This window comes from Pseudomonas sp. TE24901, assembly GCF_054058375.1.
Window position 1 is genome coordinate 307,954 of record NZ_JBSSAF010000002.1, and the last position, 13,184, is coordinate 321,137.

Consider the following 13,184-nt stretch of genomic DNA (forward strand, 5'->3'; position numbering starts at 1 on the left):
CTCAGGGGAGATAACAAATTGTGACAGAAAGTTACGCCGTCCAGTGATCCCTACCAACGGATTATCGCCTGAACGGTAACAAAGATTCACAGGAATGCCAGCTTATCGTCCTCCACGCCGCCGCCTAGAATTGCGCCACCTTTCCCGCTCCACCCTCTCAGGAATACGCGTGCCGTGCCGCTTCGCATCAGCAGAGAGCTAAAGACTCTCAGTGTTTTGGCCTTATCGTTAGCAATCAGCGGCTGCATCGGAACCGGAGGAATCGCCCCCCAAGGCCGGGCCCTCAGCGTCAATTCCCTGGCCACCGACGAAGCGATCCAGAGCGCCGCCCGCGACGCCCGTTGGCCCACCGCGCAATGGTGGCAAACATACGGCGACCCGCAACTGAACCGCTGGGTCGACCTCGCCACGCAAAACAGCCCGAGCCTGGCCATGGCCGCCGCCCGCGTGCGCCAGGCCCGTGCCATGGCCGGGGTTGCCGAATCGGCCGAGTCGTTGCAGGTCAACAGCGACACCAGCCTCAAGCGCCACAACTGGCCGAAAGATCAGTTCTACGGCCCGGGTGAACTCAGCGGTGCCAACACCTGGGATAACAATGCGTCCCTGGGCCTGAGCTACGCCCTGGACCTGTGGGGGCGTGAAAGTAACACCACCGAGCGTGCTGTCGACCTGGCACACATGAGCGTTGCCGAAGCGCGCCTGGCCCAGCTCGAACTGCAGAACAACGTGGTGCGCGCCTATATCCAACTGTCGTTGCACTACGCCAACCGCGACATCGTTGCCGCCACCCTGGCCCAGCAACAGCAGATCCTGGACCTGGCCAACAAACGCCTGAACGCTGGCATCGGCACCCACTTCGACGTCAGCCAGGCCGAGACCCCGTTGCCGGAAACCCATCGCCAGTTGGATGCGCTCGATGAAGAAATCGCCTTGACCCGCAACCAATTGGCGGCGCTGGCCGGCAAGGGCCCGGGGGAGGGCGCGCACTTGCAGCGCCCGACACTGGCCTTGGCCGCCCCGCTGGCATTGCCGTCGAGCCTGCCCGCGCAACTGCTCGGCCAACGCCCGGACGTGGTCGCCAGCCGCTGGCAAGTGGCGGCGCAGGCCCGTGGTATCGACGTGGCCCATGCCGGCTTCTACCCCAACGTCGACTTGGTCGGCAGCCTGGGCTACATGGCCACCGGCGGCGGCATGCTGGAATTCCTGGCCGGCAAGAAATTCAACTACAACGTCGGCCCGGCGATCACCTTGCCGATCTTCGACGGCGGCCGCCTGCGCGCCGAACTGGGCGAAGCCAGCGCGGGTTATGACATTGCCGTCGCCAAGTACAACCAGACCCTGGTCAATGCGCTCAAGGGCATCAGCGACCAGTTGATCCGTCGCGAATCCATGGACAAACAAGCGACCTTCGCCGCGCAATCGGTGGCCTCGGCGCAGAAAACCTACGACATCGCGATGATCGCCTATCAGCGCGGCCTCACCGATTACCTCAACGTGCTGAACGCCCAGACCTTGCTGTTCCATCAGCAACAGATCGAGCAGCAAGTGCAGGCCGCGCGGTTGAGTGCCCATGCCGAACTGATCACCGCCCTGGGCGGTGGCCTGGGAGCGGGCAACGATGTGCCGCAGGACGCCAAGACGCTCCCGAGCAAGACCCCGGCGGCGCTGGCCGTGTTTGATCACTGAGTAGGTGTCGATGACTCCCTTGCCTGCACCGCTGCGCTGGCTGCATTCCCTTGAGTGGCGCCGCGGTTTTTTCGACTGGGCTCGCAGCGACGGCGTGACCTGGGTGTATATCTTCAAGGTGCTGATCGCCGCGTTCCTCACGCTGTGGCTGGCCATGCGCCTGGAGTTGCCGCAACCGCGAACCGCGATGATCACCGTGTTCATCGTGATGCAGCCCCAGAGCGGCCAGGTGTTCGCCAAGAGTTTCTATCGCTTCCTCGGCACCCTGGCGGGGTCGGCGGTGATGGTGTTTTTGATCGCCTTGTTTGCGCAAAACACCGAGCTGTTCCTCGGCGCACTGGCGATCTGGGTAGGTATCTGCACGGCTGGCGCCACGCGCAACCGTAACTTTCGCGCCTATGGTTTTGTGCTGGCCGGCTACACGGCGGCGATGGTCGGCTTGCCGGCCCTGGCCCATCCGGACGGTGCCTTTATGGCGGCGGTATGGCGCGTGCTGGAAATCTCCCTGGGGATTCTGTGCTCCACGCTGGTCAGCGCCGCGATCTTGCCGCAAACCTCCAGCGCCGCGATGCGCAATGCCTTGTACCAGCGTTTTGGCGTGTTCGCGCTGTTCGTCACCGACGGCTTGCGTGGGCGCAGCCAGCGCGAGGGCTTCGAGGCCAGCAACGTGCGCTTTATCGCGCAAGCCGTGGGCCTGGAAGGGCTGCGCAGTGTCACGGTGTTTGAAGACCCGCACATGCGTCGGCGCAATGGCCGGCTCAGTCGCTTGAACAGCGAATTCATGAGCATCACCACACGCTTCAACGCCTTGCACCAGTTGCTCGAACGCTTGCGTGCCGATGCGGCGGACCACGTGGTCGCTGCGATCAAGCCCGGCCTGCAGGACCTGGCCGAACTGCTCGATGGTTTTTCCGGCCGTGCCCTCACCAGCCCCGACGCCGCAGGGCTGGTGGCCCAACTCAGCGCCTACAAGGACGGCTTGCCCGCCAAGGTGCGTGCCCTGCGCACGGCCTTCCAGGAAGGTGAACCCAGCGAAGCCGAGCAGCTGGATTTCCACACCGCCTACGAGCTGCTTTACCGCTTCGTCGACGACCTGCACAACTACGCGCAAACCCATGCGTCACTGGCCGATCACAGCCACGAACGCGAACAGTGGGACGAAACCTTTACCCCCAAGACCAACTGGTTGGCCTGCGCCGCGTCGGGCATTCGCGCGTCATTCATTCTGGTTGTGCTCGGCAGTTACTGGGTGGCCACGGCCTGGCCCAGCGGCGCGACCATGACCCTGATCGCCGCCGCCACCGTGGGCTTGTCTGCCGCTACGCCCAACCCGAAACGCATGGCCTTTCAAATGGCCTGCGGCACCTTCATTGGTGCGCTGGTGGGTTTTGTTGAAATGTTCTTCGTGTTCCCTTGGATCGACGGCTTCCCGCTGCTGTGCGTGATGCTTGCGCCGGTGATCATCTTCGGTTCGTTCCTGGCATCACGCCCCCAGTACGCCGGTGTTGGCGTGGGCCTGCTGATCTTCTTCAGTACCGGCTCGGTGCCCGACAACCTCACGGTCTACAACCCCTACACTTTCATCAACGACTACATCGCCATGGTCATCGGCATGCTGGTGTGCGCGGCGGCCGGGGCGATCATCCTGCCGCCCAACAGCCGCTGGTTGTGGCGCCGGCTGGAGCAGGACCTGCGTGAGCAGGTGGTGTATGCCATCAGTGGCAAGCTCAAGGGCCTGGCGTCTAGCTTTGAAAGCCGCACCCGCGACCTGCTGCACCAGGCTTACGGCCTCGCCGTCGGCCAGCCGCAGGTGCAGCGCGACCTGCTGCGCTGGATGTTCGTGGTGCTGGAAGTCGGCCACGCGATCATCGAATTGCGCAAGGAACAGGCGATTCTGCCGGTGCATCCGGCGTATGCCGAGTCCCAGCCGTGGCGCCAGGCGATCCGTGTGATGGGTCGTTCGCTGGTGCGGTTGTTCCTGCAACCCAGCGCCAGCAACCTGGAGCGCGGCTTGATCGCCGTAGACCACGCCATCAGCCGCGTGCAGGCCACCGACGAACCCTTCGCGCCGCACTTCGACACCTCGGCCCTGCGCCGGGTGAAAAGCTACCTGCACTTTATCCGCACCTCGTTGCTCGACCCGCAATCGCCCCTCGCTGCCCTCAAAGGAGCTGCGCATGCCTCGTGAAATCGCGTTCCACGGCATTTATATGCCGACCATGACCCTGATGTTCCTGATCGCGGCGGGGCTGGCCTGGGGCGTGGACCGCTTCCTGGCCGGGTACGACCTGTACCGTTTTTTCTGGCACCCGGCGTTGCTGCGCCTGAGCCTGTTCGTTTGTCTGTTCGGCGCGCTGGCGCTGACCGTCTACCGTTGAGAATGCCCTGATGAAAAAGTTTTTCAGCCTGCTCGCCACCTTGCTGGTATTGGCGTTGGCGATCTGGATTGGCCGCACGTTGTGGGTGCATTACATGGAGACCCCCTGGACCCGCGACGGCCGTGTGCGCGCCGACATCATCAACGTGGCCGCCGACGTTACCGGTGAAGTGGTCGACGTGCCGGTGCGCGACAACCAGTTGGTGAAGAAGGGCGACCTGCTGATGCAGATCGACCCCGAGCACTACCGCATTGCCGTCAAGCAAGCGCAGTCGCTGGTGGCGTCACGCAAAGCCACCTGGGAAATGCGCAAGGTCAACGCCCACCGCCGCGCCGACCTCGACGCCCTGGTGATCTCCAAGGAAAACCGCGACGACGCCAGCAACATCGCCGACTCCGCACTCGCTGATTACCAACACGCGCTGGCGCAACTGGAAGGGGCCGAGCTGAACCTGAAACGCACCCAAGTGGTGGCGGCGGTGGACGGTTACGTCACCAACCTGAACGTGCATCGCGGTGACTACGCGCGCATCGGCGAGGCCAAGATGGCCGTGGTCGATATGAACTCGTTCTGGGTGTATGGCTTCTTTGAAGAAACCAAGCTGCCCCACGTTAAAGTCGGTGACAAAGCCGATATGCAGCTCATGAGCGGCGAGACCTTGAAGGGCCACGTGGAAAGCATCTCGCGCGGCATCTACGACCGCGACAACCCCGAGAGCCGTGAGCTGATCGCCGATGTGAACCCGACGTTCAACTGGGTGCGGTTGGCCCAGCGGGTTCCGGTGCGGATTCACATTGATGAAGTGCCGGAAGGTGTGTTGTTGGCGGCGGGCATCACTTGCACCGTTATCGTCAACGAATAACCCTGTAGGTGCCGGCAAGCCGGTTCCTACAGTAGGGGGTGTCAGGCCTTGATGAAGGTTTCATGCAGGTGGCGCCACAACAGCGCGCCGCTGGCCTGTTTCTCGAACACTACGGTGGCGCGGCGGTCTGTCTGAGTGCCGCTGTCATCCACCTGATGCTCGCGGTAAGTCACCGTCGCGCCACGCGCATGCCGGTCAATCCCGGCCATTTCGCTCAAGGTGATTTTCAGCCCCGGGCGCATGCCGCCCAGGCGTGTGAATAGCGCTTTAACGCCGGCCGCATTGACCCGCGTCCCCGTCGCGGGCGCCACCATGCTGAACTCGGGGGAGAAGCGCGCCAGCAGGTTTTCCAACGTGCCCTCAGGCGCAACTCCGGCAAACCATTGCTCGATCTCGACGTGGGTCTGGATCACTTCTTCAAAAAAGTCGCTGTAGTCGATCATTACAAACTCCGTTCCAAGCCAAAGCGCTTCTTCAAGACGCGTTCCAATAAACCCTTGGGCAACAACGCCGCCATCAACGGCAACGCCCGGCTGCCATTGCCCGCGCGCAGCAGGCGTGGTGGCCGGGGGTGCTGAACGGCCTTGAGCACCTCGGCGGCGAATTGTGCGGCCGGGGTTGGTTTGTCCTGGGAGGCCTGGCTGCGTGCGCGGATGCCGTCGCGGATGGGCCACCACGGCGATTGTTCGTTGATCAGCAATTCCGCCTGGGCCCCGGCATTTTTCGCGAAGCTTGTGTTGATGGCGCCGGGCTGGACTTCCATGACTCGCACGCCAAACGGCGCCAGTTCCATGCGCAGCGCATCACTCAAGGCATGCACGGCGGCTTTCGAGGCGCAGTAGGCGCCGGCAAACGGGGTGACCAGCACGCCGGAAACGCTGCCGATATTCACCACCAGGCCTTTGCTGCGGCGCAGGGCCGGGAACAGCGCCTGGGTCACGCCGACGATGGAAAACACATTGGTTTCGAACTGGCGTTGCAGGGCGTCGGTGCCGCCGTCGAGCAGCGGGCCCATGGCGCCGTAGCCGGCGTTGTTGATCAGCACGTCCAGTTCGCCCACTTGGGTGGCCAGGGTGTGCAGTGCGGCGCTGTCATTCACGTCCAGCAGCACGGCGTGGAAACCGGCGTCGTTGAGGGCGATCACGTCGGCTTCGCGGCGGGCGCTGGTCAGCACGTGATAGCCGGCCGCCTTGAAGGCATCCGCCAGGGCGCGGCCGATACCGCTGGAGCAGCCGGTGATGAGTACGTTGGGCATGGGTCAATCCTTTGTCAGTCCGAGAAGCCACCTTGCAGGTGTTCGGCACGAAATTCCAGGGTTTGCGGGCGGTAACCGGGGCGCAGTGGCGGGGTGGGCAAGCAGTCTTCCCAGGTGGCGCCGGCTTGCAGCTCGCCGGGGCCGCGGTAGCGCGGGGCGGCGTAGACGTTGTCGGCCAGGTTGACGGTGTCACCCGGCGCATAGGCAGCGACGCGCCAGCGCAGTTCGGTGAGGGGCACGTCGTTACCGTTGTTCAGGGTCAGCTTGAGCGGCCGATCGGCAGGGCATTCGTCGGCCGCGTAGGTGATGCGCAGCTCCAGGCGCGCCAGTTGCGAGGCTTCGCGGTTGTCCAGCCACACCACCCAGATCGCCACGAAACCCAGGCCCACGGCGGCCGCGAGGGACACCGGCAAGGCCTTGGCGGGGTAGCGCAGCAGCAGGATCAGCCAGGTGATGATCAGGAGAACGCCGAAGAACATGGAGACCACCTCGAATTGGGAACGAGCATCCTAACGTAAGCGTAGGTGGGATTGGTCAGCTTGAGATAAGTGTTGATTCGGCGGGCGCTATCGCAGGCAAGCCAGCTCCCACAGTTGACCGTGTTCCAAAGGATGTACTCGGTCAACTGTGGGAGCTGGCTTGCCTGCGATGGCGCCTTCAGCATCACTGCAAAACCCAAAGAAAAAGCCCCCGCCCAACCGGCTGCGGATAGGGGACGCAGTCGGCTGGACGGGGGCTTCTTGTACGACAGTATTACTGCGCGATGGTTTTCACCGACACGCCACGCTCAACCGGCGTCGAGCGACCGTAGATATCTTCAAACCGCTCGATATCGTCTTCGCCCAGGTAGCTGCCCGATTGCACTTCGATGATCTCCAACGGGATCTTGCCCGGGTTGCGCAGGCGGTGCACCGAGGCAATCGGGATGTAGGTGGACTGGTTCTCGGTGAGCAGGAACACGTTCTCGTCACAAGTGACTTCGGCGGTGCCGCTGACCACAATCCAGTGTTCGGCGCGGTGGTGGTGCATCTGCAACGACAGGCACGCGCCCGGCTTGACCGAGATGTGCTTGACCTGGAAGCGACCGCCCATGTCCACCGAGTCGTAGGAGCCCCACGGACGGTAGACTTCGCAGTGGTTCTGGGTCTCGCTGCGGCCCTGTTCGTTGAGGGTGTTGACCATCTGCTTGACGCCCTGGACCTTGTCCTTGTGGGCAATCATCATCGCGTCCTTGGTTTCCACCACCACGATGTTTTCCAGGCCGATCACCGACACCAACTTGCCGTTGCCGTGGATCATGCAGTTCTTGCTGTCCTGGATCACCACATCGCCCTTGCTCACGTTGCCGTTGGCGTCTTTATCGTTGACGGCCCACAGCGACGCCCAGCAACCCACGTCGCTCCAGCCGGCGCTCAGTGGCACCACGCAGGCGCGCTGGGTTTTTTCCATCACGGCGTAGTCGATGGAGTTGTCCGGGCAGCAGGCGAAGGTGGCTTCGTCGAAGGACACGGTGTCGGCGGTCTGCTCGCTGCGCTCCAGGGTCAGCAGGCAGGTGTCGTAGATGTCCGGATCGTGCTTTTTCAGCTCTTCGAGGAAGCGACTCGCGCGGAACAGGAACATGCCGCTGTTCCAGAAGTAACCGCCGCTTTTGACGAACTCGACGGCGCGTTTTTCATTGGGTTTTTCCACGAACTGCTCGACGCGGCTCACGCCCTCAGGCAGCAGCGAATCGTTGGTGGACTTGATGTAGCCGTAGCCGGTTTCCGGGCGGGTGGCCGGCACACCGAACAACACCATCTCGCCACGCTCGGCGGCCACGGTGGCCAGGGCCAGGGCGCGTTGCAGGGCTTTCTGGTCGTCGATCACGTGGTCGGCGGGCAGCACCAGCATCAGTTCGTCGCGGCCTTCATTGACCAGCATCATCGCGGTGAGGGCCACGGCCGGCGCGGTGTTGCGGCCGAACGGCTCCATCAGGATGCGCTGGCTTTCCAGCTTGCGGGCGCTCAGTTGCTCATTGACGATGAAACGGTGGTCCTTGTTGCAGACCACGATTGGCGTGTCCATGCCTTCGAACACCAGGCGCTCCAGGGTTTGCTGGAACAAGGTGTGCTCGCCGGTCAGCGCCAGGAATTGTTTAGGGAACTGTTTACGGGAAAGCGGCCAAAGACGTGAGCCGCTACCACCGGAAAGGATTACTGGGATCATGCTGTTTCTCCTTGAATCGATATGGGTCAGAGCCTGTGGGAGGGGGCTTGCTCCCGAAAGCGGCGTGTCAGTCGGCACATCTGTGGATGAACCACCGCATTCGCGAGCAAGCCCGCTCCCACAGAGGGGGCGTCAATTTCTAAAGCTAATCAGCGGGTCGACACCGGGCGTTTCACCCAGACTGGCGAGAGGCTCGAACCGGAGCCCGTCACATACAGCACCGCCGCTTCACCACGTTCCAACGCAACCGGCTTCACATCGCCGACTTTCTTGTCACCGTCATACAACGCCAGGCTCACTTTCACCGGGTTGATTTCACGTTCGCCACGGCCCTTGGCAGCCACCGACTGGACTACGTCGGTCTTGCCGTCAGCCGTCTTCAAGGTCAGGGCCTTGTCGCTCAGGTTCTGCACACGCACCAGGGACTTCTGCTTGTTCTTGAACGGCGGCTCTTCGATCAGCTGGGGCTGGCCGCTGCCGCTGTTGACCAGGGTGTAGTAGTGGTCGGGGGCGAGCTTGACCGGCACGGTCTGGCTGCCCACCTTGGCGCTGTAGTCACCGCCCGGCATGAAGCTGAAGTCGCTGCTGGCCAGGGGCGCAACGTCGCTCAGGTTGGTCGCGCCGACGGTGGCGCTGACTTCCTGGTTGCTGGCGTTGTAGATCCGCACGAAGCTCGAACCTTTCGGCGCGGTTGGGCCATAGAGCGCGGCGTCACCGCCGGCGAAGGCGGACATCGATACGAAGCTCAAACCGGCTGCAATGGCCAGGGTTTTAGCGAGACGACGAGGAGTTGTAGTGAAAGTCATGTGAGTTACCTCTCTTTCAGTTTTGCGCCCGGTCGGGCGTCTCGGATTTTTGTGTGTTGATAGCCATGTTTTGTTGGCGCGAACCGGCTTGTTTAAGCTGCGCAACCCAGGATGGATCGGCATCACCGATTTCGTTGTTCACGGGCAGATAACGTTCAGGAAACTCCCAGATCAGCACCTGGGGCGGGCTGTTCTTGAAGTCGTCGCTCTTGAGGTAGCTGAGCATCGGCAGGATGGGGCCGTGGCCGTCTTCGGCGTAGCTGACCACGTCGCTGTGCAGGGCTTGCTTGAGCGCACCGACAAAGTTCCAGTTGGGGTTGGCGCTATAGCTGGTGCCGACCAGAGCCACCGGGGTTTCGCTGTCGCTGAACAGGGCATCGTCACCTTTGGTTTCGGCCAGGTGCGTGACGCGTTTTTCCAGCGGCTCCTTGGGCGGCATCAGGTTTTCGAACAGCGGGTCCAGGGGCAGGAACAGGCGCAGGTCGCCTTTGTGCGGTGCAGTGTTCTCGGCCTCGGTGACGAAGCGCTGTGGCTCGCCGCTCAGCGGGGTTTTCTCGCGAATGGTCGCTGCCAGTTGCTTGGCGGCGATCTCGGCACCGTCCGGGGTCCAGTGGGTGTCGGTGCGCAAGAACACTTGCTTGCCGCCCAGCTTGGCTTGTTGCAGCGGGCCAAGCAGGTCCGGGGCGATGATCTTGTCGGCGGCGACACGGGCGTGGAAGTCCTGGTAGAGGTTGGCGTGGATGCTCGCCGGTTTCACCTCACCCAGGTGCTCCGGGTACAGGCGCACCTTGGCCGGCACGATCGCCATCACCAGTTGGATGCCCTGGGCCTTGAGCTTCTGGCGCACGCCTTCGACCAGCGCGTAGTTGCCTTCAAGGTTCTGGTCTTCGTTGACGGCGGGGTTGAACTCCTCGTCGCTGTACAACCAGTGATCGCGGCCCAGCACCACGCCAGGGCGACCTTCATTAAACAGCTTGTAGTCCAGCGCGGCCCACAGGTTGGTGCCCAGGCGTTTGATCGGGAACTCGTCGTCGTAATGGGTCTCGACGGCTTTGGTCCAGCGACCGTTGAGCACGGTAGCGTCGGCATTGGTGCTGAAACCGAAGAAACTGCGCAGCGACCAGGCGCCCAGGGCCAGCAGCACCACCAGGAACAGGCCGATATAGAGGACGCGTAATGAACGGGTCATGGTCGGCTCCCTCAGAATTGGAAGTAAAGGAACGGCGAGAAACTCTGCGCCGACAGTTTGAGAATCGACGCCACGAACAGCAGCAGCACCGCAGCGCGCATGGCGTAGCGTGGCCAGTCAGCGGTCCAGTAGGCCGCTTGCACGGCGGCGTCCTGGCCCACGGTGAAACCGGGCTGGTGGATGCTGCCGGGGGTGTCGCCCGGGACGGCCTTGATCAGGCTCGGGTCAGCGGGCTTGGTTTTATCGGCTGGGCGGTTGGTGTAGAAGTCGCGCAGGCCGAAGAACGCCAGGGTTGCATACGCCACCACCAGGGTCGCCACTTGCAGGCCGGTGAGGCTGGCGCGGTTGAGTTCCGACAGCGACCACTCGCCAAAGCTGAACATCGCACCGTACATACGGCCGGCAACGTGCAGGTTCTCGGCGCGGAAGATCACCCAGCCCATCACCACCAGCAGGAAGGTGAAGGCCCAGCGCACGACGTTGAAGCTGCGTGGCGCGGTGTTGAGGCCGATGGCTTTTTCAATCGCCAGCCACATGCCGTGCCAGGCACCCCACACGATGTAGGTGATGTTTGCACCGTGCCACAGGCCACCGAGGAGCATGGTCAGGAACAGGTTGCGGTAGGTGATCAGCGTGCCTTTGCGGTTGCCGCCCAGGGTGATGTACAGGTAGTCACGCAGCCAGGTGGACAGGCTGATGTGCCAGCGCCGCCAGAACTCGGTGATCGACTGGCTGATGTACGGCTGCTTGAAGTTTTCCATGAAGCGGAAACCCATCATCAAGCCCAGGCCGATGGCCATGTCGCTGTAGCCGGAGAAGTCGAAGTACAGCTGCGCGGTATAGGCCAGCGCGCCGAGCCAGGCATCGCCCGTGGTGGGGTTTTGCAGGGCGAAGCAATGGTCGGCCACCACCGCGAGGGTGTCGGCGATAAAGACTTTCTTGATGAAACCCTGCATGAACCGCGTGCAGCCCTCGGAGAACTTGTCGAGGGTGTGGGTGCGGTTGTTGAACTGGTCGGCCAGGTCGCGAAAACGCAGCACCGGGCCGGCAATCAGGTGCGGAAAGATCGCCACGAACGCCGCGAAGTCGATCAGGTTGCGGGTGGCCGGGGTATCGCCACGGTACACGTCGATGATGTAGCTGATGGACTCGAAGATGTAGAACGAGATACCAATCGGCAACAGCACGTGGGTAAGGATGAACGGCTCAAGGCCCATGGACTTCATCATCACGTTGATGCTGTCGACGCCGAAGTTGGCGTACTTGAAGTAGCCGAGGATGCACAGGTCGACGGCCACGCCGAGCAGCAGCCAGCGCTGGGCCGGCTTGGTGCGCACGCCGGCTGCACCGACTTTTAGGCCGATCCAGTAGTTCCACAGCGTCACGGCGGCGAACAGCGCCAGGAAGTCCACTCGCCACCAGGCGTAGAACACGTAGCTGGCAATCAGCAGCAGCAGGTTGCGATAGCGTTGCCCGCTCAAGTAGTACAAGCCGAGAAAGATCGGCAAGAACAGAAACAGGAACACATTGGACGAGAAAACCATCCCGATCTCTCCATGTTTAATCACAGTCAAGGGCCAGAGCCCCCCCAAACCCCCCCACGAAAATTCGGGGGAGGGCGGTACAGCATTCCAACTGTCGAAACCGGCTCCCACATTGGACCGAGTCCAACCGGGAGCCATGTAATCAGCTGCCTTTGTTGCCTTTCTCATGCGCCGGGTCGTAGACCTTGGTCAGGTCACCCCCCAGGCGGAACGTCTTGAACGGCTGCATTCCGTGCTTGCGCTCCACCACATCCGGGGCGCAGGTGTAGAGGGTGCAGAAAGGTTCGAGCCAGGCGAATTTCATGTCCTGCTTCAAGTCCTTCATGTCCTGCTCTTTGCCGTTTTTCTGCTCGAAGATGTCCGGGTCTTTGACCCCGGCCAGCACCTTGTCGCCCAGGCGCTTGAGTGCGCTGTTGTTTTCCTGACGCAAATCAACACCGTTGACCAGGGCAAAACTGGCGATCATCGACAGCGGCGGCAGGGCGTAGTTGTGGTACGACAGGGCGCGTTGCTGACGCTTCAATTCGTTGGGCAGGAAGCCTTGGTCATCGACCTGGTTCACGCCGACCTTGTATTCCTTCACCGCCCAATCAAACAGGTCGCGACGGTTGGTGGCGACGGACGTTGCCATCACCGACCATGCAGCCCAATAGGAGTGGTTGTTGGTTTTTTCCAGCGGCAGGTTGTCCCAATCGCTGACGACCTGATCGGCGAGTTTGTTGAACCACGCCTCGATTAACTGCGATTCCTGCTGGTGGTTGGCCAGCGGGTGGGAGTCGGAAAACTTCAGGCGCACATAGGCCGACGCCATGCTGCCCAGCGCCCATTTGCGCATGGACTTGCCGGTGTGGTTGAAGTCCTTGGACATCAACGCATCCGCCCGAGCCCAAGTCGCCAGCCAATTCAAGGTGCATTCCAACTGCTCCGGGCGACCGTCGCGCATGAACTGCATCACGCGCTTGCTGGTGTCTTTTTCCAGCTTGGTGATGTCGGCCGTGCTGTCGCGAAAGGCTTTTTCGGATTGCACATTCAGGGTGGCGCGGGCTTTGTCCGAGCCTTCGTACTTGCTGCGAAATTGCAGCGAACCGGTGTACGGCGCCGGCATGGCGTCGCAGTCATTCTTGAAGTCGCCGGTCTTGAACGCCTCGATCGGGGCGAAGTAGCCCTGAGGCGGGCGCAGTGGCGCGGCGGCGTTAACCACACCTGCAAACATCGCCAGGCCCAGTAACGTGGGGATCAATAACTTCTGCATAGGTAAC

At 62.3% G+C, this 13,184-nt stretch carries 12 protein-coding genes; 4 read left to right on the forward strand and 8 right to left on the reverse strand.

Annotation, left to right across the window (positions count from 1 at the left end; all coding sequences use genetic code 11):
* Nucleotides 1-174 precede the first annotated feature (174 nt).
* From ACVWVP_RS05130 to ACVWVP_RS05145, 4 genes are read left to right on the forward strand one after another with little or no spacing between them, the layout of a single operon-like run.
* Nucleotides 175-1,686 (forward strand): efflux transporter outer membrane subunit, encoded by a 1,512-nt coding sequence (locus ACVWVP_RS05130; RefSeq protein ID WP_457404580.1) that lies wholly within the window; start codon nucleotides 175-177, stop codon nucleotides 1,684-1,686.
* A 10-nt stretch (nucleotides 1,687-1,696) separates the two neighbouring features.
* On the forward strand, nucleotides 1,697-3,874 hold the full coding sequence (locus tag ACVWVP_RS05135; protein WP_457404582.1) for an FUSC family protein: 2,178 nt from the start codon (nucleotides 1,697-1,699) through the stop codon (nucleotides 3,872-3,874).
* Nucleotides 3,864-4,064: a DUF1656 domain-containing protein gene (locus ACVWVP_RS05140; protein WP_176995013.1), complete on the forward strand. Its 201-nt coding sequence runs from the start codon at nucleotides 3,864-3,866 to the stop codon at nucleotides 4,062-4,064. The genes ACVWVP_RS05135 and ACVWVP_RS05140 overlap by 11 nt, the downstream gene beginning before the upstream one ends.
* Nucleotides 4,065-4,074: 10 nt before the next feature.
* Entirely contained in the window at nucleotides 4,075-4,926 is an 852-nt protein-coding gene (locus ACVWVP_RS05145) for an efflux RND transporter periplasmic adaptor subunit (RefSeq protein WP_457404583.1), read from the forward strand.
* 41 nt (nucleotides 4,927-4,967) lie between these two features.
* Here the strand turns inward: ACVWVP_RS05145 and ACVWVP_RS05150 are convergent, their stop codons facing one another.
* From ACVWVP_RS05150 to ACVWVP_RS05185, 8 genes are all read right to left on the reverse strand, one after another.
* Nucleotides 4,968-5,369: a DUF4440 domain-containing protein gene (locus ACVWVP_RS05150; protein ID WP_178922804.1), complete on the reverse strand. Its 402-nt coding sequence runs from the start codon at nucleotides 5,367-5,369 to the stop codon at nucleotides 4,968-4,970.
* Complete coding sequence (locus tag ACVWVP_RS05155) at nucleotides 5,369-6,181, reverse strand: SDR family oxidoreductase (protein ID WP_457404585.1); 813 nt, start codon at nucleotides 6,179-6,181, stop codon at nucleotides 5,369-5,371. The genes ACVWVP_RS05150 and ACVWVP_RS05155 overlap by 1 nt, the downstream gene beginning before the upstream one ends.
* A 14-nt stretch (nucleotides 6,182-6,195) precedes the next feature.
* Nucleotides 6,196-6,660, reverse strand: a complete 465-nt coding sequence (locus ACVWVP_RS05160) for a multidrug transporter (RefSeq protein WP_178922808.1) — start codon at nucleotides 6,658-6,660, stop codon at nucleotides 6,196-6,198.
* A 274-nt stretch (nucleotides 6,661-6,934) separates the two neighbouring features.
* On the reverse strand, nucleotides 6,935-8,386 hold the full coding sequence (locus tag ACVWVP_RS05165; protein ID WP_176995007.1) for a mannose-1-phosphate guanylyltransferase/mannose-6-phosphate isomerase: 1,452 nt from the start codon (nucleotides 8,384-8,386) through the stop codon (nucleotides 6,935-6,937).
* A gap of 149 nt (nucleotides 8,387-8,535) precedes the next feature.
* Entirely contained in the window at nucleotides 8,536-9,192 is a 657-nt protein-coding gene (locus ACVWVP_RS05170) for an alginate O-acetyltransferase AlgF (protein WP_178922810.1), read from the reverse strand.
* 16 nt (nucleotides 9,193-9,208) lie between these two features.
* Nucleotides 9,209-10,381, reverse strand: coding sequence for an alginate O-acetyltransferase (locus ACVWVP_RS05175; RefSeq protein ID WP_457404587.1), 1,173 nt, complete (start codon nucleotides 10,379-10,381; stop codon nucleotides 9,209-9,211).
* Between the two features lie 11 nt (nucleotides 10,382-10,392).
* Nucleotides 10,393-11,925: an MBOAT family O-acyltransferase gene (locus tag ACVWVP_RS05180; RefSeq protein ID WP_457404589.1), complete on the reverse strand. Its 1,533-nt coding sequence runs from the start codon at nucleotides 11,923-11,925 to the stop codon at nucleotides 10,393-10,395.
* Nucleotides 11,926-12,067: 142 nt separating this feature from the next.
* Nucleotides 12,068-13,177: a mannuronate-specific alginate lyase gene (locus ACVWVP_RS05185; protein ID WP_457404591.1), complete on the reverse strand. Its 1,110-nt coding sequence runs from the start codon at nucleotides 13,175-13,177 to the stop codon at nucleotides 12,068-12,070.
* Between the last annotated feature and the right edge of the window lie 7 nt (nucleotides 13,178-13,184).